The sequence below is a fragment of the Halorubrum sp. 48-1-W genome, assembly GCF_003287355.1.
In the GTDB taxonomy this organism is placed as follows: Archaea; Halobacteriota; Halobacteria; order Halobacteriales; family Haloferacaceae; genus Halorubrum.
In genome coordinates, this window is the sequence record NZ_QMIM01000010.1 from 123,355 (window position 1) to 149,080 (window position 25,726).

Genomic DNA, 25,726 nt, shown 5'->3' on the forward strand with positions numbered 1-25,726 from the left:
CGTGTTCATATGTCACGATCTATGTCGCTAGTTCCATGAGTGTATCGGTGGTCATCCCTTCCGAGATCAGCTCTGCGGGTCGATCCCGTCCAGTTTCGCCACGTCGTCGTCGGTCAGTTCCAACCGCGAGGCTGTGACGTTCGATTCGAGGTGCTCGACGCTCGACGTCCCGGGGATCGGCAGGGTCACGTCCGAACGTTCGAGCAACCACGCGAGCGCGACCTGTCGGGGCGTCGTGTCGTCGTGTTCGTCGGCGACCGCCTCCAACACCTCCGCAACCCCGCCCTCTTCGACCGCGTACATCGGGCCCCACGGGATGAACCCGATGTCGTACCCCTCACACGCGCGGAGGACGTCCTCCTCCCCGCGGTTGCCCACGTCGTACCGGTTCTGGACCGTCGCGATCTCGACTACCTCCCGTGCGGTCTCCAGCTGGTCGACGGAGACGTTCGAGAGGCCGACGCGGTCGATCTGGCCGGCGTCCTTCATCTCGGCGAAGGCGTGAACGGACTCTTCGAACGGCACCTCCGGGTCGGGGCGATGAAGCTGATACAGGTCGATCGAGTCGGTCGAGAGTCGGTCGAGGCTACACAGGACTTGGTTTCGGAGGAAGTCCGGGTCGCCGTGGGGGATCCAGTCGCCGTCGCGGTTCCGGAGCAGTCCGGCTTTCGAGGCGACGACGACGTCGTCGCCCGCGTCGAGTTCCTCGCCGATCAACCGCTCGTTGACCCCCGGCCCGTAGGAGTCGGCGGTGTCGACGAAGTCGACGCCGAGGTCGACCGCCCGTCGGAGGACCGACCTCGCCGCCCGCTCGTCCGCCGGGGTACCGATGACGTCCTCGCCGGTGAGCCGCATCGCACCGAACCCGAGTCGTGAGACCGCGAGTCCGTCACCGAGGTCGAACGTGTCGTCCGGGTCGAGGGGTTCCGTCGTCATACGGGCTCGTCGGCCGCCGAGGACAAAGTCGTGGGGGTCGGTATCGCCGCGACGGCCGGCCACTCGAAGCTTTATCATCCCTCCGGTCGCATTCGACCCATGGCCGAATTCGAGCGCGTGGTGTTGTCAGGCACACCCAACGAACGCGGGATCGAACACGGCGAGCGGTTCGCCGAGGAAGTGGCCGCCAACGTCGAGACGTATCGCGAGCGGTTCGCCCACGAGGGCGTCGACGTCGACGCGATGCGCGACCACGCCGCCGAGTACGTCGACTACATCGAACGCGAGAGCCCGGCATACGCCGCCGAGATGCGCGGCATAGCGGAGGGGAGCGGCGTTCCGCTCGCCGACGTGACGATGCTCAACGTCCGGTGGGAGGTGATCTATCCGGCGTGGAAGGCACGAACCGAGGCGGCCGACGAGTCCGAGGCCGGATCCGGACACGACGCGACTCCGGAAGTCGAGCGAAGCCCGACCGTCGACGGCTGTACGAGCTTCGGGGTGATGCCGTCGGCGACCGCCGACGGGACGACCTACATGGGCCAGAACTGGGACTGGCTCGCGCCGATCGTCGATACGCTCTTCCTGATGGAACTACGTCGGGAGGACGCACCCGACGTGTTGGCGATGACGGAGGCGGGCATCGTCGGCGGGAAGATCGGCGTGAACGAACACGGCATCGGGATCGCGGTCAACGGCCTCATTTCCGGGGGCGACGGCACCGAGGAATTCCGGAAACCCTACCACGTCCGGTTCCGCGAGGTGCTCGACGCCGAGCGGTACGACGACGCCCTCCGGCCGATACTGGAGACCGACCGCGTCTGCTCCGCGAACGTCCTCGTGGGACACGCCGACGGCGAGCTGATCGACCTCGAGGCGGCTCCCGAACTCGTCAACCCGATCTATCCGGACGGGGGCGTCCTCACGCACTCGAACCACTTCGAGACCGACGCGGTCGAGAGCGTCAACGAGCGGCGCGGTCCGAGCACGCTCTACCGCGCCGAGCGCCTCCGCCGGTTGCTCACGGCGGACGCGGCCGGGACCGGCGACTCGGACGGATCCGGAGTCGATACGGCGTCGATCCGCGGGGCACTCCGGGACCACTTCGGTCGCCCGTCGAGCATCTGTAGCCACGTCGACGAATCGCTCCCGACGGTGGAGCACGGACAGACCAACGCCAGCCTCGTCATCGACCTCCAGGAACGGCGGATACTCGGCCAGCGCGGACCGCCCTGTGAGGGTGAATACCACGAGTACGCGTTGTGATCGAGGCCCGGGACGTGCGTTAGTGTTCATCGGGGAAGCCGTCCCCGAAATCCACGAACACCGTCAAAAGGTACGACCCGATACGTCGTCGTGTGTGGGATACAGCCTGCCGAATCGGTGACTAGGCCTGCCGAACCGGTGACCGGGCCTGCCGAACCGGTGACCGGGCCTGCCGAACCGGTGACCGCAGGTCACGCTACGGTCGAGGGGAGAACTCTCGGCCAGTACACTCATCGACGGCAAGTCCGAACAACCGAAGTTCGACTTCGTCGAAGGGGACCCCCCACACGCCGAGGTCCGGCGCGAACTCGGCGTTCGCCGCCAAGCTGGCGAACGCCCGGTCTTCGTGTTCGTCTTCGACCTCGTACAGCTCCCCGAGCATAACGATACTTCGCCAGTGCTGTGGCCTGTCGGGGTCCTGCTCGTAGACGGCGAACGACGCGTTCGCGTTGGCCTCGGCGTACCGTTCCTTTCGTCCTTCGTATCCCGTCCCCCACTGCATCGGGAACGCCATCCTTTCGCCGTCGTATCCGAACGACATGGGGATCGTGTACGGCTGACCGTCGCTGGTCAACCCGAGAATGCCAATGCCGTTTCGGGTCAACACCTCGTCTATCTCGTCGCTCGACAGCTCCCTCATTGGCCGGAGTTGAACCGGCGGGTACTCATACATTCTGGTTAGATGAACTCGGAACGGACGCGTCCCCGAACCGACAAGCGGTTTCGCTCGCCCGTGACGCCTACAGCGGGACGTCCGTGGAAACGCGGAAGGGATGATCGGGTGTATCGCTGCGAGTTCGGATCGACACGACGCCCGCGGACACCACTCGTCACCCGTGGACACCACTCGTCACCCGTGGACACCACTCGTCACCCGTGGACACCACTCGTCCGGTCAGAAAGGGGACACACTGGCGTTACGGGGGCCGATCGGCGACTTCGCCCCATTCGACTGCTCGCGAGCGTTCGAGGTAGCGGTCCACGGTCTCGTTCACCCACGAGATGACCGCCGGGTTCGTGGTTTCCACCAAGCTAGGGATCGTGAATCCCCTGTCCACTGATCTCAGGGGTGTCCGCTCTCGATCCACAACCTCCAAACCGATCGACTCGGTAGGCTCGCGGGGTGGTTGAGTTCGGCCATGGGGATCCGAAATCCGGATTACCCATTCCTAATGTGAGACGGCGCAGTCCAGTGCCCCAATATTTATCGACTAACTAACGGGGTAGCGACGAGAGGCCCGGTATGGAACTCACCCGAACCGTCGTCGACCAAACCACACAGATCCCGCTCCAGTTCGGAGGAGACCTCATCGGACTTGCGATCCTCTTTCTGGTCCTGGCAGTGGTCGCTGGGATCGCAGGTGCCAGCGGGGTCGCCGGATTGAGCATGAGCATCGCCAAGTGGCTCGTCATCATCTTCGTCGTCCTCGCTATCGTCTCGTTCGTCCTGTGAGTAGCAGGACGAATACGATCCACGGGGAGCAGGGCGAATACGATTCACGGTTGATCGGATCCGATCGACACCAGCTGTCCCAGTACCCAAGCAGTATTCGGAGACGATAATCCAGCGAGGCGAAGCCGAATGTCGAATCCCATCGACAGCTACGGTGTCGCTTCCCGTCGCACGAACCGACGTCGATACCGTCCGAACGACCTCTGGACCGGTCGTTTTCGGACAGGTATCACGTTGGAAACGTGTCGCGTTCCGTTTCACACCGTATCCGAGCACCGCCATCGATACCGGCTCGGAGCACGATGGAACAGCACGTTCCACGGCAGTTATGTACAGGTCATATCATGGTATGTATCATGACGGAGGATCCCGTCCCCCAGGAATCGGAATTTCACACGTACCCCCGAGGGTTTGATACTAGTCCTTCTATAGCGCACCAGTATGTCAACTGAAGATATCGCTCAGGAGGCAGAATTTCGTAGCGTCCTGTTCACCAGATTACAGGACCATATTCGTGAATTTGAGACGCTTTTTGAAGAGCCTGTTGCCGAGAAAACAGTTGATAGTGGGTTTGCTGATATCTATGTTCCTAGTCCACTAAATGGTGATTTAGTTATTGAGGTCAAGCGTGACGATGTATTCCCACGTGATCGGGAAGTTATTCGACAAGCGCGAGATTACGCAGAAGACCTCAGTACCAAATTCTTCGCTACGTGTAATTCTAAGGACTTTTTCTTCTATTACTATGATGGCGAAATCGACGTTTCTAACATTGAGTTCCTGTATTTTGACCTCCGCCAGAAGCAAATATCGGATTTTGTTGATGAACTCCTCTCCGCAGTAGAGCATGTACACAAACAAGGAGATCTCCCGTCACAACAGGAGCGCGATCGGATTGTCGGTATTCTACGAAGCTTTCACTCCTCTGTTTGGCCTACATACAAGGCTTTAGCAACGAAAAAACACGGACAAAACGAGCAGTTCTCACAAGCTTTCGATGACTGGATTAGAGAAAACGATTATCAATCACTTGTTGAGAGCGAACAATTTGAAATAGCCGCGAAGCAGTACGCGTACCTTCTTACTAACAGGATACTGTTCTACGAAGTTGTTCGAGAAAAAACTCGTGCTGAGTACGAGCCTGATTCCGGTGAGATGGTGACTCCTATTGAGACTGAGAGTGGTTTCCCCCTCGATCCGCTTACTGAGCATACGACAACAAAGAACCTCTCCCGTCACCTGCGTCAACAGTTCAACGCCATCGTCGATGAAATAGACTACCGTCCTGTTTTCGAAGATCAATCCGATCTGTTTGCCGCGTTCCCCGATAATCAAAAAACATTGAGGATGCTAGAAGATTTCGTCGCCAATATCGAGTCAGAGCGGATCACGAAACTCGACGAGGACTTGTTGGGCGAAATTTATGAACAACTTATCCCAGCTGATGAACGCCGTCAACTTGGACAGTTCTATACTCATCCCCGAATCGCTGAAACGCTTTCTCGGTGGGCCATCTCCCGGCCGGACGAAAGTATAGGACAACCTTCAGACACACGTCCTCGTGTACTTGATCCTGCCTGTGGGAGTGGGACATTTACTGTAGAGAGTTATAACATTATCAAGGATTTATACGGAAATATATGTCATCAAAAACTTATTGATGGGTTAGTAGCAGTAGATATCAATCGTTTCCCACTCCATCTGACAGCACTAAATCTCTCATCGCAGAACATTCAAGAAACAACGGATCGGCTTCACGTCTTCCACGATAGTTTCTTTAATATTGATCCCGAAACAGATCGTCTTCTTGACACCCGAATTGATGGTTCTGAGGAGTCTGGGGAACTCGGGAGGTTTGATGCTGTTGTTGGTAATCCACCGTATATTCCGCAGGGTGAGTTACATCCGAATAAGGAACACTTTCGGACACATCTCAGAGCTTTCGGTAAAGAAGGATACACCACATATCTTGATGGCTCCAAATCGATCAGTGCGCAGTCTGATGCTTATGTGTATTTCATCACACATGCGACTCAATTTCTTCAACTAGGTGGGCGTCTCGCGTTCATCGTTCCGAACAAATGGTTGACCACACGCTACGGTGAATCCCTCCAGCAGTTCCTATTTGATCATTACAAAATTGAGGGTGTCGTCGGATTCACATCACGGGCCTTTGAGGATGCACTAGTTGATACCGTCCTGCTGATGATTGAACGGTGTGAAGATCAGCATGAACGTGAAAACACGACAATTCCGTTCATTCGGATTCGAGAGTCAATGGACGCCGATGATATTATTGATACAGTTGCGGTTGATTATCAGACCGCTAAAGGCGCATACATGGAAATTCGTGACCGGCCGGCTTACCGCGTAACTGCTGTTGATCAATCGTATTTGATGGATATCGGACCGGGTAAACTTCTTCCATACATCCGTGCCCCAAGTGAGTTTATTGAACTGCTTGAACACCCAGCCCTCGTTCCACTGGACGATATCGGCGATATAAAACGCGGAGAGATGTCTGGTGCAGTTGATTTCTTCTTTGTGAGCGAAGAGGACCGTCAAAACTGGGATATAGATAGGCGATTCCTGTTGCCGGCGATCAAGAGCATCCGTGATGTGGATTCACGCGTTGTCCGGTTTGAAGATACTCAGAAGTACTTTTTCGATATCCATGATTATGTCCAACAAATAGAGCGTGAGACTGCTGGCCTCGCAGATGACTCCGATCTAGTAACTAGAATAAAAAATGCGCTTAAACGAGACGGCTACTCGGGTGCGCTGGCGTATATTGAGTGGGGCGAGCGTGAGGAACACAACACTGGGCCAACCTGTGAGAACCGAGACGTGTGGTTTGATTTGGGTACTCTGGAACCCCCAGAGATACTTCATCCTAAGTTCTTCAACGAACGGGTGTACACGATCGCAAACCCGGATCGGCTTATGCCATCGAATGCGATCGACTGTATCAATATTGATCAATCAGTTGACTCCGATGCGATGGTTGCCTTTTTTAATTCGACGATCTACAAGGCACTGTTAGAAACGTGGGGACGAGCCGAGGGGGGTGGTGCCTTACAACTCATGACTTACGAAGTGTCTTCAGTGCCCGTATTAGATGTGAGTAAACTAGATCCGGATATACAGGAACGACTCGCTGAAGCGAAGGACCGACTTATTGAGGGTGATTCCGACGCACAAACGACAATTGACGAATTAATTCTAGATGTCCTCGATCTTGATATATCTGTTGAGAGATTCCGCGATCTATATGAGGGAATGGTTCAGCGCCGGATCAGTAGTGGTGCGGAGGCAAAAGTACTTGTTGAGGACGTTGAGGAATTTGATGGAGAGGTTACTCGGACGTTTTCACGAGGTGAGGGCGAGGGAACTAACCTATCCGAGTTCGTGTGAATTCAGGCGATCATTCATCTCTCTAACTACGATATCTACATCCCCTAATTGGGCTCTGGTGAATCGCCAGACGGCGTCTGATTTCACTATTTCACGGCTCGTTTGATGTTGTAGACCGCACACATCAGAACGATCTCACGAAATTCGCGGTACCACGCTCGGCCCACGCAGTGCGTGCCCGAGCGTGTGCTTAATCGTCGAAAACTCGGTGTCACTGACCTTCTCGGTAGCATCTTTGGTAAACGATGAGGTAGTGATCAGTATTCCGAACCCGACTCCTTCGCCCTGAAGTGATCCTGCTAATTCACGAACCGCTCCCGAAGAGATTTCTCTATTGTACTGTTTTACTTGGATCCGAAATTCACCAGTATAGAACTCGTTACCAACGTATCCCAGTATATCGATCCCGTGGTCCTTGCTTCTCCGTGTAGTCTCGATTCCGTCTGGGTCCTCGACTTCCTCGACGACGCTCTTACAGAGGTTTTCAAACGTGATCGGGTCGATCTCTTTATTCCGCTTCCTCAACTCCTGGAGGTCTCTTGTTGAACCATCTCTTTGAAATGTGTTCTTATATAACATATCCTTTTCAGGACTATTCTACGAGGGACATTTCTGGATACGCCGAATTCCGAGTGTACAAGGAGTCGAACAGGTGAAGCCGCATCTCTACTCAAATTCTCAGGAAACCTCAAGAGACTACTCACGCAAAACCTGTCCATGAATGAAGTCGTCTACGCGATCAGGATTTCTCACTTGGAGTATTCGGGCCTGAAGATCATGGACATCAAGATCGGCAAGTCCACAAACATCGACAACACCCTCAGACAGTACAGCAGAGGCAACCGGGACGTCGAACTGCTCGACATGTGGATCCCGAATCCCGACAAGAACCTGTCCACGGCCGAGCGCGGCGTCCACGAGGTCGCCGAGAAGTACGCGTACGACAAGCAGAGCGAGAAGTTCGGCTTCCTCCAAGGCGCGTACCAGGAGTTCGCGGAGACGATCAACAAGCTCCTCCAGAACGCCAGCCACGAGAACCTCGTGGAAGAGACGACATCGAGGGAACCCGAGACGGTCGACGACTACACCGGAACAACGCCCTCCGTGATCAAGATCCTCGGCGAGACCTACGACGTCGACACCTGGGCGGCTACCCTTACGATGGCCGTCGAGGCGATCCTTCGCGACGCCGTCGGAGTACTCGTGCGGTGAGTGCTCCCGTGCGACTCGCTGACCCTGGCCGCGTCTCGGTCACTCCGGTTGATACGGATCGGTTGCGACGTCGAGGCGGTAGACGTCCTCGGTAGCGTCGAAGTCGTCGTCGAACGCGTAGAGGTAGCCGAGTCCCTCCAGTTGCATGTACGCGACGATACAGGCGTCAACGAACGAGAAGCGCTCGTGTTGCCGGAAGAGGCCCTTCGCCGTCGCGAACGCGTCCGCGGTTAGGGAGTCGACGTGAAGCCGCGTGTTCTCCTCCACCCGGTCGAGAAAGTCGACGGCGGCGTCGTGGCCCGCGTGCGCCGTCAGGCCGTTGAGCGTTTCCGCGAGCACGTAATCGAGGATCACCGCCTCCGGCAGGTCGGCGGTGTCGATCCCTCGGAGGATCGGGAGGGCGTCATCGTGTGCGCTGTCGCGGCGATACGCCGCCGCGAAGAGAACGGTCGTGTCAACGAGTGCGCGCGGCATCTACTCGGGATCGACGCCCCACGCGTCGTGCTCGCGCTCGACGTTCGTCTCCCGACGGCCGTCGTACCCGTCGAAGTCGCTGAACGTCCCGCTGCGCTGTTGGACGACCCGCACGCGGAGCGTGCCGTCGTCCTCGATCTGCCAGCGGAGTCTGTCACCGTCGTCGATCTCCAGCTCCCGTCGGATATGGGCGGGAATGTTCGCCTGGTTTCCCGAGACCTTGCTCTCGGAATCGATGCGTTCGCGGCTCATAGGCGAGGGTATGGGACCACTGCTCATAAATTTAGTGTGCCTTCACACTAGATCTCGGTCGTAAGCCACTCTTCCGCGTTCGGCAGGCCGTCCGTGTCCTCGACGAGACGCCCGAGGATCGTGGCGAGCCCCTCCTGGCTGGCCATACGCACGGCGACCCGGAGCGCCGTGATCGCCCGGCGCGCGTATCCTTCGGAGAGGCGTGCGATCCGCGCGAGGGCGTCCGTCACCTCGTTCATGTGGCGATTCCGGCCGACGATCGGGTCGGGAAGGTGATCGTCCTCGAACACCTCCTCATCACGGAGCACGTCTGACCCCGAGACGGCGACGGGACATAGACGGAACCCCCAGTGTTCCGATCGGTTCCGGATGGGTTCCAACTGTCCCGAATCCTTTTGTGTATCACCGCTGTATCACAGAATATGAGCATCGACACGGATCCCGGTGACGATCGGATGGAGAAGATCAACGTTCGAGTTCCCGAGAAACTCCTCACCCAGATCGAAGAGGAGTGGGAACGCCGCGGGTATTCGAGCAAATCCGAGGCGGTCCGTGACGCGCTTCGAAACTGGGTGAACCCCCCAGCAACGCTTTCGGAGGAGACGCTGGAGGATTTGGAGAAGAGCCGCGAACAGGCGGAACGCGGTGAGACCTACGACGCGGACGAAGTGCGGGAACGTCTCGGACTCGACAGCGACGAATGACGGAGGTCGAGTACACCGAGCAGGCGATCGAGCATCTCGAAGGACTCGATCCACAGGTTGCCGACCGGGTGATGAACAAGGTCGACGAAGCGACCGAATGGACGGATCACCGACTCGAATCCCTCACGAACTACCCGTACTACAAGCTTCGCGCCGGCGACTACCGAGCGATCATCACGTGGGATCGATCGAAAGACCTCCTCCGTGTCGAAGCCGTGGGTCACCGTCGGAACATCTACGACCGTCATCTCCCACCCTGATAGAGAATCGACTTATAACGGCATTGCGTGCCGAGGACCGAGTTGTACACAGTTCCATCCTCAAACTCGCTCCCGGTTTCCTAGTACGTAACCTAAGAAGATGATCGCCGTAGTGCCGAGAAACGTCTCGATTCCGGCGACGACTCGCATTACGCCTGGCTCTGGAGAAGTTGGTGGGGAGGTCGTAAACGTGACCGCGCTGTAGTACAAACTTTCTTGGAGAGACATTTCAGTTGTGGAATACACACCCGCAAAACCGAGAAACAGCGTCAACATGAGCAGTACCACCGGTAATAATCGAACACCGTAGCCAGTGGTCCACCGCGACACTAGTGACCCGACCCACGCGAGTGTTCCTGTCAGTGTATCATCGGCTTTCGCCTCTAACCGTCGAGCACGACGTTCTCGAACACGAAAATCTCGAGCTTGGCTAATGAGTCCGTTATTACGTCGCGATGCCCGGGGAGTAGCTCGCGGCCGCGGTCCGTGACGCGGTAGGCGTTGGTGCGGCCGTCGAAGTCTTCCTTCTCGATCAGACCCTCCTCCTCGAGTTCGCTCAGGTTGGTGTAGAGCCGGCCGTGGTTGATCGGGTCGGAGTACCGGTCGTCGAGTCGGCGCTTCAGCGTCAGGCCCTTCGGGAGTTCCTCGCCCTCGACTTCGACAGCGACCAGGAGGAGGTCGCGCTGGAAGCCGAGCAGATCGTACCAGGTGGGGCCGTCGCAGGCGGTCTCGTCGCGGTTCGTCTCGGTCGTCGGCTGGGTGTGTGCGTCGCTCATGGTTGGTCTCTCAGTCGTCATCGGTCGGTCGTCGCGCGCGGTGCCGGTCGCGCCGTGGGTCGTCGGCATACGTCGGGGTCGCCCCGACGCGCGGTTTAGCCTGACCCGTGGAGTTCCGAATGGTTCCGGATGGTCGCAAATCGACCGCTGTCTCCGAGTTCTGAATGTTCCGGATGTGGTTCCGGATGAGTAGTTCCGTGGAAATACTCGGACGATGGTAGATCACAGATCGTGGATATATACAGATTTTAGTGGTCAGCCAATGGAGCGTTTGCCGATGTATTCTGCCCTCCAAGAGTACCACCGAACACTCAGGCGATGCGCCCAGTCTCAGTTAACTGAACTCCCCAGAGATGGTTGGCTGTCAGGGAAGATCAATCGACTTCGAGGTGTCTGTTAGTATGGCCGACGATTCGGGCTTGAGCGTGAATGGCCCTGATAGCTTAGGGGGTGCATTGCTGTACATCGTTATTGGAATTGCAATCATCAGCTACGGGGGGTACGACTATGTTCAGCAGACTGAGGCAGTTCGAGATTCGGTCGAAGTGGATGCGACCATCACGGAACTCAGCATTGAAACAGACAGCGGAACGTCCGCAAGCCCGGGCGCGAATTACGAACCGGTCGTCGAGTTTGAGTACACATACAATGGAACCGGATATACTGGGACGAAAATATATCCAGCAGATATTGAACAGAGCTATGATACCCGGTCAGAAGCCGAATCAGCCATTGAACAGTACGAACAAGGGACACAGACGATCGCATATGTACCCCCAGATCAGCCGGGGGACGCGTTTTTGAAGAACAAGACGTCCAACGCCCCGATAATAGCGCTCGTACTCGGTGGACTGTTCACTCTCGTCGCGACAATCTCCGCTGTAAGGAAGATTTGAGCCGAGTGTTATACCAATCACTGACTTCCCAGGGTTAGACCTGTTCGGGCTGCGGTTCCGAACCATCAACCCCGACAAGACTGTACCGCTTCGATCCACCGTGTTGCTCGATATCGATGAGGTTGTAGTGCTCTAGCTTCGGCAGGTGGCTCTTACGGAGATACCGCAGTGTTACGGGGTCGTCGTGCGCCTCCCGATACCGCGCGTAGAGCTCCTTCTGGATGAGTACGTCCTCCTCCTCGAGGACTTCATAGAGAACGCGCTGATGTGTGTTCAGCTTCGAGATAGTCTTCTGGCGAACCTCACGCTCGGCGTCGGCGACGGCGTCCTCGACGAGTCGCGCCGGGATCGCTGAGAGCCCCTCTCGGCTGGCCATGCGCGCCCCGACCCGAAGCGCCGCGATCGCCTGCCGAGCGTCTCCTTCGGAGAGGCGTGCGATCCGCGCGAGCACGTCCTCGTCGACGGCGCCGGGCCCGAGACCTTCACGAGCACGCCGGGAGAGGATCTCCGTGATCGCGTCCTCACTGCAGGTGTCGAAGCGCACGCGATAGGCGACGCTGATTCGGGAGGTAATTCGGTCGTCGAGGTCCGCGAAGAGATCGACCTCGCGGTTCGCAATGCCGATCCACGAGAGTCCGCGGATCTCGTGGAGGTCGTAGAGCACGTTCGTCTCGCGCAACTGGTCGACCTCATTGAGGATGACAACACCCGGACCGTGGAGGTCGGCCTTGATGCGGTCGATGAGGCGCCCCGTTGAGGAGGAGCGCGGCGCCAGCGAGATCTCGGGAGATCTGCACTGCGTTCCGCGTGTAGTCCTGCCAGCAGTTCACGTAGGCGTGCGGCACCTCGAGGACCTCCTGACGGAGTTCACGAACGGCGGCGCGGGCGACAGTTGTCTTCCCGACGCCGGAGGGCCCGAACAGAAAGCAGTTCTCGGCACGAAAGCCGTCTTGGATGGGTTCGAGAGCGTCCGTCACCTCGTTCATGTGCCGGTTTCGCTCGACGATCGGGTCTGGAAGGTGGTTCTCTTCGAAGACCGCTCCATCGCGTACCACGTCTCCGTCGCGTATCACGTCTTGGTCGGTCTCGGTGTGAGTATATAAGCCGATGGCCGAGTGTTCCGGATGGTTCCGGATGGTCGTGGGCCGTGAACACAGGTGGCGTCAGTGGAATGCTACCTACTCTGACTCAGCATTAGCGATCTGCATCGGAAGGCCCTCTCTATCCTGTGGGATTGACTCCATATCTGCCTCCGCATGATCGAGAATACGTTCAAATTCACCGTCTCCTACTTTTCCGGTGAGCGCGAGCACCATCGCGTCCAGAAGGTCATCGCGGTTCGAGTTCCCGATGCGCCGTGCCCATGTTGGTTGCCCCTCAATGTATTCATCGGCGAATCTGTCGTAGACGCCCTTCGCGCTCTTGTCGACATCTCCGAGTAGCTCTCGCCGGGTGCTGAGTCCATCATCTTCGTGTTTTGAGGACAGAGTTCCCTCCGCAAGCGCTTTGAAGCACACCTCTGGATGCGATTCCAATACCGTATCCTGCGCCTCTCCAGTATCTCTGAGGAACCGATCGACCTCCTGAATCCGAGGGATCAGCCCCCAAGCCTGACTCGATAGGCTGTCCTCGCGAGCATCGATGTTCGCCTGTTTTGCGTCCTCGTATGTTCTCTTCTCGACCGCATCACGGCACGGCGTCCAGAAGACGCTACGAGCCCGCGCCGGGCCGAGAAACTCCTTCGCACCTCGGTCGCACCCGCGTCGTTCCGACTTGGGAAGCCCGATCGGGATATCGATAAGGATCGACTCGGCGTCGTCGTGTTCGAACCAGACGCTGTGTATCGAAGGGTGCATTTGTACAGTCCACTCGTCGCCGTCGATCGTGACTGCGAGCCATCCGCGAGATGCCCAATCGACTCCGACATAGGTGGTCATACGTTCACTGTCATCGGAGACGATATAAATCGGGCACTCCAACCGCTATAGCACACTTGCCGGGTAGTATCCGACAGAACGCTTATCCCGAATTGCCATCTATTTACATACATGAGTACCGGGCGAGAGATTCACCTGATCGAAGAAGAGGAGGGACTCTGGTCGGCGATCGATGAAGAGACTGGTGTCGCCTCGTGTGGGAAGACGCGGGAGGAGGCCCTAGAGATGCTCGACGAGGCGGTCGCTCTTCATACGGGTGAGGCTGGCGAATCCGTGACTGATGAGGATCTGGAGGAACTGGGCCTGGATCCGGAGTCGGTGTCGGAAGAGGTGAGGGTTCCCGACGCGCCGTGGTTCGAAGACGCCGACGAGACGGCGTAACAGTGGTTCGTCAGCGATTCAGCGGTTCGGAGATAGCGTCGGTACTGGCAGATATGGGATACACGCCAGTTGACCGAACGGGAAGTCATCTGAAGCGGCGATATGTCCACCCGGAGACGGATGAGGTGCGGAATGTGACGGTCCCGATAGGTCACGAGATCAGTGGGAACACTCTGCGAAAGATTGTCGACCAGTGTGGTGCGGACGACTTCCACTCCCGGTGTGAGTGGATCGACGATCATCGGTGACGGCCGACTTGATAGAGAAGTCGTCAACGAACCCCCTGAATCCGCCCCGATCACGCCGGTGACCCCGTCGGTTCTGCCGTACTAAGTGCTACCTTCTTTGAGAAAGTGGTATGCGATTAGAGTCCACCGGGAAGCCGGATCAGTACAAGTGCTGGCTCACCGACGACGAATTCGAGGAACTCCGCCGCGCTTCGGGGAGCATCCGCGACGACCTGGTGATCCAACTCGGCGGGTTCGTCGGGCTCCGTGCCTTCGAGATCCCACAGGTCGCACCGAAACACGTCAAACGTACCCCGGACGGGGATCACTTCCGGCTCCGCGTCCCGGAGGGAAAGGACACGACCGGGAACGGCGGGAAGCCTCGCGACGCGTACCTCCCCCGCGACGTGGAGGGCGACATCCACCGGTACGTCTCGACGGAGGACGTCGGCCGCCGCGAGCCGATCGTGGACCTCTCCGAGAGCGGTGTCCGGACCGTGGTCAAACGCACGGCCGAGCGCGCAGCCGAGAACACGGGAGACGAAGACTTCTGCCACGTCTCGAGCCACGATCTCCGTCGCCGGTTCGCCCAGCGGCTCCTCGTCGAAACCGGTGAACCCCCGCGTCGTCATGACCGTCGGCGGGTGGGACTCCTTCCAGGCGGTCGAGCCGTATCTCGACGCGCCGACGCCTGAACTCGTTAATCAGGCCTTCGAGGAAGCGGGATTCGCATAGATTCAAAAATTCGGTTCTGTTAAAACTCTCTATCGGCAACATATTCCAGCAGTTACGCTGAATACAGAGGCTGAAGTCAGCACGACGGCTTCGCTTACTTCCCGCAAATCGGATGAACCACCCATTCGTTGAACGTACCGCCCTGTCGCGAGCACGCCGATTGTCATTGGGGGTTGTGGAGTCGGGCCGGTAGCACGTGCGTATATTCCATTAGAGGGTGAATACCAATAACGCGGTAACACATACCTTGCGGTTGGACTATGCAAAGACTTGAGTGCCCCGTAGACGGATGTAGCGCGACCATTGAAGCTGAGACTGAACAAGAGGTCATGGCTCAAGCCGAAGAACACGCGAACAGTTCACACCCCGAACTCGAACTGGACGACGAGACCGTCGAAAACATCAGATCAAGTATTATACAGGTCTAAGGGTAGGGACTGTATTGATCGAAGTAGTGGCCGATCCGACCAGGTGGCTTTCACAGAACACCTGTGTGAGATACGCGCCCTGTATTTAGCAAACGTTTCCTATCAGTTCCAAAGGATTTCAACAGAGCCACATCATCAACTAAACCTGATTCAAGGATAGCGGGGAACTGCGTGATGGCTACGGCTGAACTCAGCACGAAATAGACCTTTCTCTCAAGATCTGTAGGAACGAAGTTAGGTGGCTGGGGAGGCGTACAGCCCCTAACACGCCACGGCCAGAGACCGTGGACGCTGTAGGTGGGCCAACACGGATTTGAACCGTGGACCTCCCGGTTATCAGCCGAGCGCTCAACCTGACTGAGCTATTGGCCCAGGTGAGCGCATCAGGTGGTTTCGTGGGTAGGATTTTAAGGGTTTCCTTTCAGTAGCGTGCCGCCGTCGGGCGGTTTACGATCGGATCGCGGGACCCGAACGGGATCCGGACTCACCCGGAGCGCTCCTCGCGTTCCGGGTCGTCGTCCTCGACCGTGTACTCCACGTCGACGACGTCCTCGGGGTCGTCGGCGGACCCGCGTCCACCCGCGCCCGAGGCACCGACGCCGCCCGAGGGGTCGTCCCCGTCGTCCCCGGACGAACCCGGAAAGCCGCCGGGGAAGCCCTCGGCGTCTCCCGGGAAGCCGCCGTCGCCTCCGGCGGCGTTCTCGCCAGGGAAGCCGCCGATGTACACGTTCCCCGTGGCGAAGCCGCCGGTCTCGCGGTCGATGTACGGCACGACGACGTACCGCTTGACCGCTATGCGGATCGGGATCCTCGTGAGCGGCAACGCGAGGAGGAACCCGAGCGCGTCGGTGACCAGTCCGGGCGTGAGCAGGAACGCCCCAGCGGCGATGAGGAGCCCGCCGTCGAGCAGTTCGTCGGTCGGCGGCTCCCCGCGAGCGAGTTTCCGCTGGACCCGCATGAGGGTCGCGCGTCCCTCGGCGCGCAAAAGCAACATCCCGAGGATCGCCGTCAACACGACGAGCCCGACCGTCATCGCCCACCCGAGTCGCGTCGCGACGAAGACGAGGAACAACGCGTCGGCGAGGGGGACGACGAGGAGCAACGCGAGCAACGTTCGCGGGCGCATGCCCCAGGGTTCCGGCCCGGCCCCCATAGCCCTTTTCGTCCCGGACGAGCGCCCTCCCCGACAGGGCGTCCGCTCGCTACCGCCACGGCTTTGACCCCGCGAACCGAGCCACGGTCATGGACATCGTCGGCTCGCTCGGTCGCGACCCGCCCGAGCGCGGATCCCCGGAGGACGGCCGGTTGTCCCGCTGGGTCGCGCCGCTACCCACAGCGCTGGAGGACGTCGCCTACCGGTTCGTCTGGGGTATCGTCGCGATAAATCTCCTCGGGACCGCCTTCGGCTTCTGGTACTACCGGTTCCAGTTCGGGCTGGTCCCCGTCGAGATGTGGCCGTTCGTCCCCGACAGCCCGGGTGCGACGCTCTTCATCGCGCTCGCGTTCGCGTCGTGGGCGGTCGGACGGTCAAACGACACTCTCGCAGTGCTCGCGTTCTTCGGGAACGTCAAACTCGGGCTGTGGACCCCGTACGTGCTCGTCGTCTTCTACCCCGCGTTCCTCGCTAACACGGGACCCGCGCTGTACGCGTTCCTGTTCGTGAGCCACCTCGGGATGGTGGTCCAGGCGTTCGCGATCCACCGAATGACCGACTTCCCGGTGCGGGCGGTCGCGGTCGCGACCGCGTGGTACACCCTCGACTTGCTGATGGACTACTTCGTTCCGGTGATCGGCGGGGTCACCCACACGTCGCTCCCGTACCGCGACGGCCTCCCGTGGTTCACGACCACCGTGCTCCAGGTCGCGGCCGCGGGAGCGGTCGTGCTCACCGTCGTACCGCTTTTTTTCGCGCTCTGGACGCGGGTCGAGACGCTCCGAAGACGGACGGAGCTGAAGACGGACGGAGCTGAAGACGGACGGAGCTGAAGACGGACGGACAGTTATGTTCTGATCAGTACATTTCCGCACGAGTGACCGATATTCGTGCGGTGAAATCGATGTTTATCGAGTTTTAGGTCCCGTAAAACGTGTTTCATGTCGATTGGATATAAGTAGGTGGAGGTCGTAGATGGAGACGCTATGAGTACGCAAAAAGAGATACGGCAGCGTGCCGGCACCGTCGAGGAGAACGCCCTCAGGCTCGAAACCGAGAAGGCCGAACAGATAATCGAGGCGCTGAACGCGGACCTCGCGGACGCGTACGTCCTCTACCACCAGCTCCACAAACACCACTGGAACGTCGAGGGTGCGGAGTTCCTCGACGTCCACGTCTTCCTCCAGGAGGTGTACGAGGACGTCGAGGCGGCCGCCGACGAGCTGGCCGAACGACTCCAGGCGCTCGGCGGCGTCCCGCACGCCAGCATGACCACCCTCGCGGAGAACGCGACGGTGGAGCCGGAAGACGAGGACGTCTACGACGTCCGTACCTCCCTCGCGAACGACCTGGAGATAATGGGCGACGTCATCGAGAGCTACCGGCAGCACATCGAACTCGTGGACGGGCTCGGCGACTACGCCACCGGCGAGATGCTCCGCGAACAGCTGGAAACGATAGAAGAGCACGCCCACCACATCGAACACTACCTCGAGGACGACAGCCTCGTCGTCGAGTCCGCGGCGAACTGACCCGACCGACGGAGGCGACTCGACGGCCCGACGCAACCCGCCGATCCGACCTTATCGAACGTCCGGCGCGCTGTCGTCGGTTCGTCCGGGTATCTCCACTTCTATCTCCAAGCTCGGCTCCCCCGTCCCCTCGAAGTCGATCTCGAGTTCGACTGGCTCGCCGAACGCGAAGGGGAGTTCCCACTCGTCGGTCGCGAGCCGGAGCTCGTCGCCGTCCCTGAGTTTCTCCCCGATCTCTATCAGGAACGACCCCGCCTCGCTCGCGTCGAGACGGTACTCACGTTCGAAGTTCCGCCCCGAACGGATGAGTGTCGGATCCGCCCCCGCGTCCGGCGACTGGTTGGCCTCGGGAGCGGCGTCACTCTCGGGGGCGGCGTCACTCTCGGGGGCGGCGTCACTCTCGGGGGCGGCGTCGGGGTCGGTCATCGGAGGACGTCGACGAGAGCGTCGACGGCGATCCATCCGTCCGTGTTCCCGGATTCGATGAACACCGACCGCCCGGGGCTACACTCACAGACGTTCACGTCGGGCGTTCGGGCCGGTTCGGGTTCGCGTTCGGACCCGCGACGGGGTTCGTTGCGGGACTGAGCTCCTGTTGGCATGGACTGTGTTTAGGGAGACCTAAAACAAAAAGGGTGCGGTCGACGACGGTCGATGCGCCGTGATGGACGGTCTCCCACCTGGTGGAGATCGCGTGGCCCGCTCACGGCGACGCGATCTCGCGGGACGTCGGATCCCTGGAAGGTGTTCCAGGCGCCACGATCGTCGGGCACACCCGGTTTGTGGAGTCGAACGGAGCCGTCGCTCGCCCCGCGGTACCGACCCTCAACGGGGTTTTTTGCGGAGTCGGATCGTGCCCTGCGACATGAGCGACGTCGATTCCGGCTCGGATCCGGACCCGTCCTCCGCCGTTCCCGACGCCTTCGGCCGGGCGATCCGCGATCACCACCGCGGTGAGCGGACCGAACCCCTCCTCCACTCGGACGGCGCGGAGACGACGGAACACCCGATCGAGTCGTTCTACTTCGCGCCGTTCGACCCATCGGTGGGGACGAACGCCTGGCTCGTCTCCCACCTCCAGGGGCCACTTCTCGATCTGGGTGCGGGGACCGGCCGCCACGCGCTGTACTTCCAGGAGCGGTTCGAGACGGTCGCGGTCGAGCCCAGCCCCGCGCTCGTGGAGACGATGCGCGAACGCGGCGTCGCGGACGCACGCGCGGGCGACATGTTCGAGTTGCGGGCCGACTTCGAGCGCGACCGGTTCGGCTCCGCCCTGCTGAACGGGACCCACCTCGGGCTCGTCGGGTCGATGCGGGGGCTCTCGGCGTTCCTCGACGACCTGGCGTTCGTGACCCGCGCCGACGGGACGGCCGTCGTCGACTGTTACGATCCGGAGCATCCCGCCACGGCCGAGATCCTCGGCTACCGTGAGGACCCCACGCCCGGACTCGCCCACCGCGTGATGTTCTTCGAGTACGAGGGCGAGCGCGATCCCGTCCTCCAGCTCCGGCTGTTCAGCCCCGACCGGTTGCGGGAGGCCGCGGTCGGGACGGGGTGGACGGTTACCGACGTCGCCCGCGGCGACGACGGCTACCACTACCGGGCGGCGCTCTCGAAGCGTCAGTAGTCGACGTACGCCAGAACGAACGCCACGACGAGGAGGCTCATCACTGCGATGCCGATGAACCCCTCGTCGAAGTAGCCGCGGTCGGCGATCCAGCCGAAGGCCACGGGACTCAACGCCCCGATCATGACGTATATGGTGCGCAACGCGCCGAGATTCGTCCCCCGAGATCCGTCCGGGAGCCGGTCGGTCAGGTTGGAGATGACGACGGTCTCGTAACCGAGGATGGCGCTCGCGAGCACCGTGAGCGCGACGAACGACGGGAGTCCGTTCGCGAACGGGATCACGGCGAGCGTCAGGGCGGTCACACCCATCATGACCGCCAGCGGAGACCGCACGCCGACGCGGTCGTACGCCCGCCCCGCGACCGGCTTGATCAGGCTACCGAGTGCGAAGAAGAACCCGAACAGGAGGGTCGCCGTCGTCGACGGGATCCCCTTCACGTCGATCAGATACGTCGGGTAGAAGCCGATGAACGCCTGGACCACCGTTGCCCACAGGACGAGCAGGACGAGCGAGTGACGGACGACCGGCCGACGGAACAGCGGCGCGAGGTCGCTGACCGAGAACGCCTCTCGGAGCGGGACGGTTCCGGTGGCGGACGGGACCGTGAGCCACAACGCGACCGCCGCGACGACGAAGAACGGGATCACGAACCCGAACCCGTACTGCCAGGCCACCGCGCCCGCGAGCAGCCCCGCGGTCGGCGGCATCACCGCGTTGCCCACGTCGCCCGCGGCCATCGTCACCCCCGTCGCCGTGCCGAGCCGGTCCGGGTAGATGTCCTTGAGGACGGTGAACCGGGAGACGCCGTACGTCGCCGTGGCGAGCCCGAAGAGCGCGGTTCCGGCGAAGAGCACCACCTGTGACTCGGCGACGACGACGAGCGCGAGCATCGCGACTGCGAGAAGGGAGCTCCCGACGAGTAACGACCGCTCGCCCGCCCAGTCGGCGAGCATCCCACCCGGGAGCTGTCCGACCCCGTAGGCGACCCACAACACGGTCAAGAGGAGGCCGGCCGTCGTGAGCGTGAGCCCGTAGGTCGACCGGATGGACGGGAGCAACGCCGGGTAGATCATCCGGGTGCTGATCGAGAGGAACCAGCCGAACGCGACGGCTGCGAGCGCCTTTCCGCGACCGTCACCCTGGAGGTCCGTGATCACCCGTTTCGGAACGAAGACGTAGCGCACGCAGCGAGTCACCTACTCGACACACCGGCCTCCCGGGTTTGAACCTTCCAGTCTCAGAAAGGATCGCCGGAGACCGTCAACGACCCCCGAACCCCGACGTCGGGATCGGGACGTTCGTGTCGTGACCTCACCACGTCGTCAGCGCGGCCCGCCCGTGGTCGTGGACGAGGATCGCGAGGAACGCGAGGACGCCCGTGACCGCGAACGCGCCGCCGACGAGGAACACCGAGGCCATGCTCACCTCGACCATCAGCCACCCCGCGATCAGGGGGCCGGCGACGGAGCCGGGCCGCCAGACGAGTTCCCGGATGCCGAAACTGGAGGCGACGCCGCCCTCGTCGGTCCCTTCGTCCGCGAAGAGCGCCATGCTCGCGGGCTCTCTGAAGGAGTCGACGACGCCGAGCAGGCCCGAGAAGACGACCAGCGGGAGGTACGCGGGCGGTAACTCGCCGAGCAGCGGGAGCGTCACGTCGGCGCCGACGGCCGCGCCGAGAGCCGGCGCGAGGGGGATACAGACCGCGACCAGCCCGTAGGCCCCCCCGCCGGCGAAGACGAAGAGCGAGCGACCGTACCCGTCCGAGAGCCGGCCGGTGAAGAGCTGGCCCACCATGTTCGTCGCCTTCTCGATCGTCACGGTGACCGCGACCGCGGTCGCGCCCACCGCGAGCCCGCCGGAGGCCATCGCGGTTCCGGCGTAGATCGGGACCCACGTCCGGACCATTGTCACGGCGAACGCGTACTGTGCGCGGAACGCCGTGATCGAGACGATCTTTCGGTTGACGGCGAGGTCGGCGAACGGGAACCCCTCGATGCGGGTCGGGTCGGCGTCGAGGACGCCCCACACTATCACCCACGCGAGTACCATGAGGACGGTGATCACGGTGAAGATGGGGCCGAAGCCGACGGCGTCGTAGATCGCGCCCGCCGACAGCGACCCGACGATGGAGGCCGAAAACGAGGCCGCGTTCGCCTTCCCGATCTTGTCGGCGCGGGTGCCCACGTCGGCGATCTGCCCGACGATCGAGAGCGTCATCAGCGACGCGCCCGTGACCGCGATCCCCTGAAGCGCGCGGATCAGGACGAACGACGCCGAGGAGTCGACGACCGGAAACAGCGCGTACACCACAGCGCCGACCGCGAGGACGACGAGGAGGACCCGCCGTTTGTCGAACCGGTCGCCCGCCCACGCGAGCGGCACCACGGCGACGGTCTGTGCCAGCGTGAACCCGGTCGTGTACATCCCGATGACGAACCCGGCCGAGACCGTCACGCCGAGCACGGTCGTCGCCTGCGGGTCGAGCGTGTTGATGTACGTCGGCAGGAGCGTCAACAGCGTGATGAAGCCGAACCCTTCGGCGAACCGGGTGAGGTAGAGCGCCCAGAACTGCGACTGGCTGTCGGCGTTGCTCACACCTCTACGCCGATCACGGGTTCAAAAGGCGTTAGGGTTCGCGGCGGGACGTGCCGGGGTTTTCCCGCCGGATCGCCTCGGGTCGGGCATGGGTGACCCCGCCTGCGACCGCCGGTTCTGTCCGGCGTGTGACCTCGCCGTCTCGCGCGCCGACGATGCCTGTCCCGAGTGTGGCGCGCCGATCGACCACGAGGGGGAGTGAGAGCGAGCGGAATCGGCGAATCCGGGTAGTTCTCTACGAGCAGGTCTCCCCGCCTCTGTCGTTGACTCAGGGGTTCCGAGAGTCGAACCGGCGCCGGAAGAACCCCGCAAGCGGGACGAAGTATCCGGAGCCACCGACGGCCACGATCAGCCCGCCGACCGTGTTGAACACCATGTCCGTGACGATGTCGTCGACACCATAGACGACCAGCGGTGCGTTGATACCGAGTGCCTGCGATAGCTGTCCCGACGTGAACTCGAGTAGTTCCCAGACGACGGAGACGGCGAGGACGAACACGACGATGAACACGGGCCGGACGGTGGTCGGGACGTGAAGTTCCTCCGAGTGCTGCTCGAACCCGTAGAAGGTCGCGTATCCCAGCCCAGCGACGACGATCGCTGAGACGGTGTGCGTCACGCTGTCGAACCAGGAGAACCACGTGTACGGGCCGAGCGCCCCGACACTGTGGAGACAGACGGCGATGGTGATCCACAGGACCAGCGCGGGACTCATCGTGTACTCGTACTCCCGGCGGATCACTGCCGGGATCAACGTGAGTCCCAGACTGAACGCGCCGCCGACGGCCATCCCGAGGCGTAGCGTGACGAGTCCGGCGAGGCAGATACCCACCAGCACCAACTGTAGCAGTCGGGTCAGCAGGCGTTCTCTCCGCTCCGAGAGGCCGATAGTCTCGGAGACGGTCACGACACTTCCTCCGGGACGACCGGCCGATGACGTGAACCGACGTGTTCGATACGGTCGAAGTACCACATGAAGAGCTGACCCATACCGAGGCTGACAGCCACAACGGCGACGAGGTCCCACTGGAGTTCGGCCTGTGAGCCGATGAACGAAGTGCCGACTAACTGGTCCGAATAGTAGCCGGCGACCGTCCACCACGACTGGAAGGCGATGGTCGTCATAACGGCGAACAGCACTGCGAAGCGGCGACTCATCTCCACGCCGGTGAACGAGTCGAGCTCGACGACGGCCGCGAGCGCGACGGACGAGATGGCGACGTATCCGGAGATCTCCGGGACGACGCCGAGCGTCCGCGCGGTCACCCCGAGGACGACGACCGACCCGAGCGGCCACGGAAGCATCACCCGCCAGTCCCGTCGCCACACCGCCGGAACCGCGAGGATTCCGGCAGCGATCAGTGCGAGTACCCCCCCGATCAGCGGTGCCATGAGGAGGCTAACGGCGGCGATCAGGGCCACGCTACCCACGAAGACCCACCCAAGCGTTGCGTTCGTCGTCACGTTTCGAGCGAGTGAGTGTGTGATGGCCATGATCGGACGTCGTCAGACGAAACTCGGACGTCGTCAGACGAAACTCGGACGTCGCCCAGTGTGCGGACCTCCGAATACTCGTCCCGTCACGGTTCCTCGGCCCGTTGCCTGACGCCCGTCAGGAACGGAGCGCGTCGCTGATACGTGTGTGGCCTTCGCTTCCAAGGGGTATACCACTTGTCTCCGTGGAGCACCGTCGGCGTGCTCCGTCCTCCCGGGGAGTCACACACGTCGTCATATTCAAACCGCCACCCCGTCACGTGTCGGTATGGAAGCCGAGCGCGAGGTACTCGACGTGTTGGCACGGAACGCTCGCGAGGACATCGAGGATATCGCGGCCCAGACGGGCCTCGACGTAGCGGCCGTCGAGGAAGCCATCGCCTCGCTGGAGGCTGACGGCGTGGTTCACGGCTATCAAGCGGTCGTCGACTGGGACCGCACGACCGACGGGAAGATCCGCGCGCTCGTCGAGATCAACGTAGAGCTCGACCGCGAGACCGGCTACGAGCAGGTCGCGGACCGGATCGCGAAGTTCCCCGCGGTCGACGCGTTACACCTCGTCTCCGGCAACTACGACTTCGCCGTCGAGGTGCTCGGCGGGTCGATGCAGGACGTCTCGCGGTTCATCTCCGAGCAGGTCGCGCCGATGCCGGAGGTCACCCAGACGGTCACCCACTACATCATGGAGACGTACAAGGACGGCGGGGTCCGGTTCGCCGACGGCGACGACGACGACCGGCTCTCCGTTTCGCCATGAGAACGGCCGACCGAGCCCGCGAACTCCCCGAGTCGGGGATCCGGAAGTTCTTCGAGCTGGCGGAGGCGCGCGACGACGTCATCTCGCTCGGTGTCGGCGAGCCCGACTTCTCCGCGCCGTGGGCCGCGCGCAACGCCGCCATCGGCGGGCTCGAACGCGGGCGAACCTCCTACACCGCCAACCGCGGGACCGCGGAGCTCCGCAAGGCGATCACAGCCCACCACGAGGGGTACGACCAGTCGTACGACCCCGGCGAGGAGGTCCTCGTGACGACGGGCGCGAGCGAGGCGGTCGACCTAGCGTTCCGGACGCTCGTCGACCCCGGCGACGTGGTGGCGATCCACGAGCCGACCTACATCTCGTACGCCCCGGGCGTCGAGCTCGCCGGCGGCGAGCCGCTGTCGGTGCCGACCTTCGCTGCGGACGACTTCGCGCTCACGCCCGAGCGACTGGCGACAGCCGGCGCAGACGAGGCGGACCTGCTCGTGCTCTGTTACCCGAACAACCCCACCGGGGCGACCATGACGGAGGCGGAGCTCGCGGAGGTGGCGGCGTTCTGCCGCGAGCACGACCTGCGCGTCGTCGCCGACGAGATCTACTCGGCGCTCACCTACGGGGCCGACCACGCGTCGATCGCGACCCAGCCGGGGATGCGCGAGCGCACCGTCGTCGTCAACGGCTTCTCGAAGGCGTACGCGATGACGGGGCTCCGGCTCGGGTACGCGCTCGGCCCGGCCGACGCGATCGATTCGATGAACCGGATCCACCAGTACACGATGCTCTCGGCGCCGACGACGGCTCAGGTAGCCGGCCTGGAGGCGCTCCGGAGCTGTGACGACGAGGTCCGCGAGATGGTCGACGAGTACAACCGACGACGCCAGCTCGTCGTCTCGCGGTTCAACGGAATGGGGCTCTCCACGTTCGAGCCCGGGGGGGCGTTCTACGCGTTCCCGGAGTGCGGCGGCGACGACGAGGCGTTCGCGGAGGAGCTGTTGGAGGCGGAGGGTGTCGCGGTCGTTCCCGGCTCGGTCTTCGGTGCGGGCGGGGAGGGCCACCTCCGGGTGTCGTACGCGACCTCGATGCGCGAGTTGAAGGAGGCCACGGACCGGATCGCGCGATTCCTCGAGGGGCGGGACTGACGGGATATTCGTCGTTTCTCATTGGTACTCGTCCACAAGATATATTATCTGACACGAACGACTGAGTGGAGAGTG

Annotated in this window: 29 protein-coding genes, 1 tRNA gene and 4 pseudogenes; 16 read left to right on the forward strand and 18 right to left on the reverse strand. The window is 61.4% G+C overall.

Going from position 1 to position 25,726, the window contains the following annotated elements; genetic code table 11:
• Positions 1 to 66: 66 nt before the first annotated feature.
• Positions 67 to 936, reverse strand: coding sequence for an aldo/keto reductase (locus tag DQW50_RS05370; protein ID WP_112078266.1), 870 nt, complete (start codon positions 934 to 936; stop codon positions 67 to 69).
• A gap of 99 nt (positions 937 to 1,035) precedes the next feature.
• Between DQW50_RS05370 and DQW50_RS05375 the strand changes: the two genes are divergently transcribed.
• Positions 1,036 to 2,202, forward strand: a complete 1,167-nt coding sequence (locus DQW50_RS05375) for a C45 family peptidase (protein WP_112078267.1) — start codon at positions 1,036 to 1,038, stop codon at positions 2,200 to 2,202.
• A gap of 196 nt (positions 2,203 to 2,398) precedes the next feature.
• Here the strand turns inward: DQW50_RS05375 and DQW50_RS05380 are convergent, their stop codons facing one another.
• Complete coding sequence (locus DQW50_RS05380) at positions 2,399 to 2,842, reverse strand: pyridoxamine 5'-phosphate oxidase family protein (protein WP_112078268.1); 444 nt, start codon at positions 2,840 to 2,842, stop codon at positions 2,399 to 2,401.
• A gap of 603 nt (positions 2,843 to 3,445) precedes the next feature.
• On the opposite strand from DQW50_RS05380, the gene DQW50_RS05385 reads away from it, so the two are divergent.
• Both DQW50_RS05385 and DQW50_RS05390 read left to right on the forward strand, forming a co-directional pair.
• The gene (locus tag DQW50_RS05385; protein WP_112078269.1) at positions 3,446 to 3,655 is read left to right on the forward strand and encodes a DUF1328 domain-containing protein; all 210 of its coding nucleotides are present in this window, start codon (positions 3,446 to 3,448) and stop codon (positions 3,653 to 3,655) included.
• A 441-nt stretch (positions 3,656 to 4,096) separates the two neighbouring features.
• Complete coding sequence (locus DQW50_RS05390) at positions 4,097 to 7,069, forward strand: N-6 DNA methylase (RefSeq protein ID WP_112078270.1); 2,973 nt, start codon at positions 4,097 to 4,099, stop codon at positions 7,067 to 7,069.
• An 86-nt stretch (positions 7,070 to 7,155) separates the two neighbouring features.
• Here the strand turns inward: DQW50_RS05390 and DQW50_RS18410 are convergent.
• Both DQW50_RS18410 and DQW50_RS05395 read right to left on the reverse strand, forming a co-directional pair.
• A pseudogene (locus tag DQW50_RS18410) lies at positions 7,156 to 7,282 on the reverse strand (IS5/IS1182 family transposase); the annotation flags it as partial.
• Positions 7,283 to 7,330: 48 nt separating this feature from the next.
• Positions 7,331 to 7,648 (reverse strand): annotated as a pseudogene (locus tag DQW50_RS05395) (restriction endonuclease); the annotation flags it as partial.
• Positions 7,649 to 7,786: 138 nt separating this feature from the next.
• On the opposite strand from DQW50_RS05395, the gene DQW50_RS05400 reads away from it, so the two are divergent.
• Complete coding sequence (locus DQW50_RS05400; RefSeq protein ID WP_241964346.1) at positions 7,787 to 8,281, forward strand: GIY-YIG nuclease family protein; 495 nt, start codon at positions 7,787 to 7,789, stop codon at positions 8,279 to 8,281.
• A 39-nt stretch (positions 8,282 to 8,320) separates the two neighbouring features.
• Here the strand turns inward: DQW50_RS05400 and DQW50_RS05405 are convergent, their stop codons facing one another.
• The 3 genes from DQW50_RS05405 to DQW50_RS18415 are packed head-to-tail and all read right to left on the reverse strand — an operon-like array spanning position 8,321 to position 9,315.
• Complete coding sequence (locus DQW50_RS05405; RefSeq protein WP_112078272.1) at positions 8,321 to 8,755, reverse strand: PIN domain-containing protein; 435 nt, start codon at positions 8,753 to 8,755, stop codon at positions 8,321 to 8,323.
• Positions 8,756 to 9,007 (reverse strand): AbrB/MazE/SpoVT family DNA-binding domain-containing protein, encoded by a 252-nt coding sequence (locus DQW50_RS05410; RefSeq protein WP_112078273.1) that lies wholly within the window; start codon positions 9,005 to 9,007, stop codon positions 8,756 to 8,758.
• Positions 9,008 to 9,054: 47 nt separating this feature from the next.
• The gene (locus DQW50_RS18415; RefSeq protein WP_241964347.1) at positions 9,055 to 9,315 is read right to left on the reverse strand and encodes a hypothetical protein; all 261 of its coding nucleotides are present in this window, start codon (positions 9,313 to 9,315) and stop codon (positions 9,055 to 9,057) included.
• A 114-nt stretch (positions 9,316 to 9,429) separates the two neighbouring features.
• Between DQW50_RS18415 and DQW50_RS05420 the strand changes: the two genes are divergently transcribed.
• Entirely contained in the window at positions 9,430 to 9,711 is a 282-nt protein-coding gene (locus DQW50_RS05420) for a ribbon-helix-helix domain-containing protein (RefSeq protein WP_112078274.1), read from the forward strand.
• Positions 9,708 to 9,971, forward strand: a complete 264-nt coding sequence (locus tag DQW50_RS05425) for a type II toxin-antitoxin system RelE/ParE family toxin (RefSeq protein WP_112078275.1) — start codon at positions 9,708 to 9,710, stop codon at positions 9,969 to 9,971. Before DQW50_RS05420 ends, DQW50_RS05425 begins: the two co-directional genes overlap by 4 nt.
• A gap of 383 nt (positions 9,972 to 10,354) precedes the next feature.
• On the opposite strand, the gene DQW50_RS05435 is transcribed toward DQW50_RS05425, so the two are convergent.
• Complete coding sequence (locus tag DQW50_RS05435; RefSeq protein ID WP_241964348.1) at positions 10,355 to 10,816, reverse strand: PadR family transcriptional regulator; 462 nt, start codon at positions 10,814 to 10,816, stop codon at positions 10,355 to 10,357.
• Between the two features lie 332 nt (positions 10,817 to 11,148).
• Between DQW50_RS05435 and DQW50_RS05440 the strand changes: the two genes are divergently transcribed.
• Positions 11,149 to 11,643 carry a DUF3592 domain-containing protein gene (locus DQW50_RS05440; protein ID WP_112078325.1) on the forward strand — a complete coding sequence of 165 codons (495 nt, stop codon included), beginning with the start codon at positions 11,149 to 11,151 and terminating at the stop codon, positions 11,641 to 11,643.
• Positions 11,644 to 11,677: 34 nt separating this feature from the next.
• Here the strand turns inward: DQW50_RS05440 and DQW50_RS05445 are convergent.
• Positions 11,678 to 12,629, reverse strand: a pseudogene (locus DQW50_RS05445) (Cdc6/Cdc18 family protein).
• A gap of 192 nt (positions 12,630 to 12,821) precedes the next feature.
• Positions 12,822 to 13,580: a DUF429 domain-containing protein gene (locus tag DQW50_RS05450; protein WP_112078276.1), complete on the reverse strand. Its 759-nt coding sequence runs from the start codon at positions 13,578 to 13,580 to the stop codon at positions 12,822 to 12,824.
• 111 nt (positions 13,581 to 13,691) lie between these two features.
• Between DQW50_RS05450 and DQW50_RS05455 the strand changes: the two genes are divergently transcribed.
• From DQW50_RS05455 to DQW50_RS18600, 4 genes and pseudogenes are all read left to right on the forward strand, one after another.
• Complete coding sequence (locus tag DQW50_RS05455; RefSeq protein WP_112078277.1) at positions 13,692 to 13,961, forward strand: type II toxin-antitoxin system HicB family antitoxin; 270 nt, start codon at positions 13,692 to 13,694, stop codon at positions 13,959 to 13,961.
• A gap of 2 nt (positions 13,962 to 13,963) precedes the next feature.
• Positions 13,964 to 14,209 (forward strand): type II toxin-antitoxin system HicA family toxin, encoded by a 246-nt coding sequence (locus DQW50_RS05460; RefSeq protein WP_112078278.1) that lies wholly within the window; start codon positions 13,964 to 13,966, stop codon positions 14,207 to 14,209.
• Positions 14,210 to 14,319: 110 nt separating this feature from the next.
• Positions 14,320 to 14,923: pseudogene (locus DQW50_RS05465) on the forward strand (site-specific integrase).
• A gap of 260 nt (positions 14,924 to 15,183) precedes the next feature.
• Positions 15,184 to 15,351, forward strand: a complete 168-nt coding sequence (locus DQW50_RS18600; protein ID WP_112078279.1) for a DUF1059 domain-containing protein — start codon at positions 15,184 to 15,186, stop codon at positions 15,349 to 15,351.
• A 298-nt stretch (positions 15,352 to 15,649) separates the two neighbouring features.
• Here the strand turns inward: DQW50_RS18600 and DQW50_RS05475 are convergent.
• Both DQW50_RS05475 and DQW50_RS05480 read right to left on the reverse strand, forming a co-directional pair.
• Positions 15,650 to 15,723, reverse strand: a tRNA-Ile gene (locus DQW50_RS05475).
• 112 nt (positions 15,724 to 15,835) lie between these two features.
• Positions 15,836 to 16,477 (reverse strand): FxsA family protein, encoded by a 642-nt coding sequence (locus DQW50_RS05480; RefSeq protein WP_112078280.1) that lies wholly within the window; start codon positions 16,475 to 16,477, stop codon positions 15,836 to 15,838.
• Positions 16,478 to 16,593: 116 nt separating this feature from the next.
• Here DQW50_RS05480 and DQW50_RS05485 point away from each other — a divergent pair, with 116 nt between their 5' ends.
• Together DQW50_RS05485 and dpsA are read left to right on the forward strand one after the other, a co-directional pair.
• Positions 16,594 to 17,337 (forward strand): DUF1405 domain-containing protein, encoded by a 744-nt coding sequence (locus DQW50_RS05485; protein ID WP_112078281.1) that lies wholly within the window; start codon positions 16,594 to 16,596, stop codon positions 17,335 to 17,337.
• Positions 17,338 to 17,490: 153 nt separating this feature from the next.
• Complete coding sequence (gene dpsA, locus DQW50_RS05490) at positions 17,491 to 18,036, forward strand: DNA starvation/stationary phase protection protein DpsA (RefSeq protein ID WP_112078282.1); 546 nt, start codon at positions 17,491 to 17,493, stop codon at positions 18,034 to 18,036.
• Positions 18,037 to 18,087: 51 nt separating this feature from the next.
• On the opposite strand, the gene DQW50_RS05495 is transcribed toward dpsA, so the two are convergent.
• Both DQW50_RS05495 and DQW50_RS05500 read right to left on the reverse strand, forming a co-directional pair.
• On the reverse strand, positions 18,088 to 18,462 hold the full coding sequence (locus DQW50_RS05495) for an amphi-Trp domain-containing protein (protein WP_112078283.1): 375 nt from the start codon (positions 18,460 to 18,462) through the stop codon (positions 18,088 to 18,090).
• Positions 18,459 to 18,638 carry a hypothetical protein gene (locus tag DQW50_RS05500; RefSeq protein WP_112078284.1) on the reverse strand — a complete coding sequence of 60 codons (180 nt, stop codon included), beginning with the start codon at positions 18,636 to 18,638 and terminating at the stop codon, positions 18,459 to 18,461. The genes DQW50_RS05495 and DQW50_RS05500 overlap by 4 nt, the downstream gene beginning before the upstream one ends.
• A gap of 263 nt (positions 18,639 to 18,901) precedes the next feature.
• On the opposite strand from DQW50_RS05500, the gene DQW50_RS05505 reads away from it, so the two are divergent.
• Positions 18,902 to 19,663, forward strand: coding sequence for a bifunctional 2-polyprenyl-6-hydroxyphenol methylase/3-demethylubiquinol 3-O-methyltransferase UbiG (locus DQW50_RS05505; protein ID WP_112078285.1), 762 nt, complete (start codon positions 18,902 to 18,904; stop codon positions 19,661 to 19,663).
• Here the strand turns inward: DQW50_RS05505 and DQW50_RS05510 are convergent.
• The 4 genes from DQW50_RS05510 to DQW50_RS05525 all read right to left on the reverse strand — a co-directional run bounded on the left by DQW50_RS05510 (position 19,657) and on the right by DQW50_RS05525 (position 23,755).
• The gene (locus DQW50_RS05510; RefSeq protein WP_112078326.1) at positions 19,657 to 20,850 is read right to left on the reverse strand and encodes a nitrate/nitrite transporter; all 1,194 of its coding nucleotides are present in this window, start codon (positions 20,848 to 20,850) and stop codon (positions 19,657 to 19,659) included. The genes DQW50_RS05505 and DQW50_RS05510 overlap by 7 nt on opposite strands.
• A 127-nt stretch (positions 20,851 to 20,977) precedes the next feature.
• Positions 20,978 to 22,261, reverse strand: a complete 1,284-nt coding sequence (locus tag DQW50_RS05515; protein ID WP_112078286.1) for an MFS transporter — start codon at positions 22,259 to 22,261, stop codon at positions 20,978 to 20,980.
• Positions 22,262 to 22,529: 268 nt separating this feature from the next.
• Positions 22,530 to 23,168, reverse strand: a complete 639-nt coding sequence (locus tag DQW50_RS05520; RefSeq protein ID WP_112078287.1) for a hypothetical protein — start codon at positions 23,166 to 23,168, stop codon at positions 22,530 to 22,532.
• A complete protein-coding gene (locus DQW50_RS05525; RefSeq protein ID WP_112078288.1) occupies positions 23,165 to 23,755 on the reverse strand; it encodes a hypothetical protein in 591 nt (196 codons plus the stop codon). The genes DQW50_RS05520 and DQW50_RS05525 overlap by 4 nt, the downstream gene beginning before the upstream one ends.
• Positions 23,756 to 24,023: 268 nt before the next feature.
• On the opposite strand from DQW50_RS05525, the gene DQW50_RS05530 reads away from it, so the two are divergent.
• Both DQW50_RS05530 and DQW50_RS05535 read left to right on the forward strand, forming a co-directional pair.
• On the forward strand, positions 24,024 to 24,512 hold the full coding sequence (locus DQW50_RS05530) for an Lrp/AsnC family transcriptional regulator (protein ID WP_112078289.1): 489 nt from the start codon (positions 24,024 to 24,026) through the stop codon (positions 24,510 to 24,512).
• Positions 24,509 to 25,651, forward strand: coding sequence for a pyridoxal phosphate-dependent aminotransferase (locus tag DQW50_RS05535; protein ID WP_112078290.1), 1,143 nt, complete (start codon positions 24,509 to 24,511; stop codon positions 25,649 to 25,651). Before DQW50_RS05530 ends, DQW50_RS05535 begins: the two co-directional genes overlap by 4 nt.
• Positions 25,652 to 25,726: the final 75 nt, after the last annotated feature.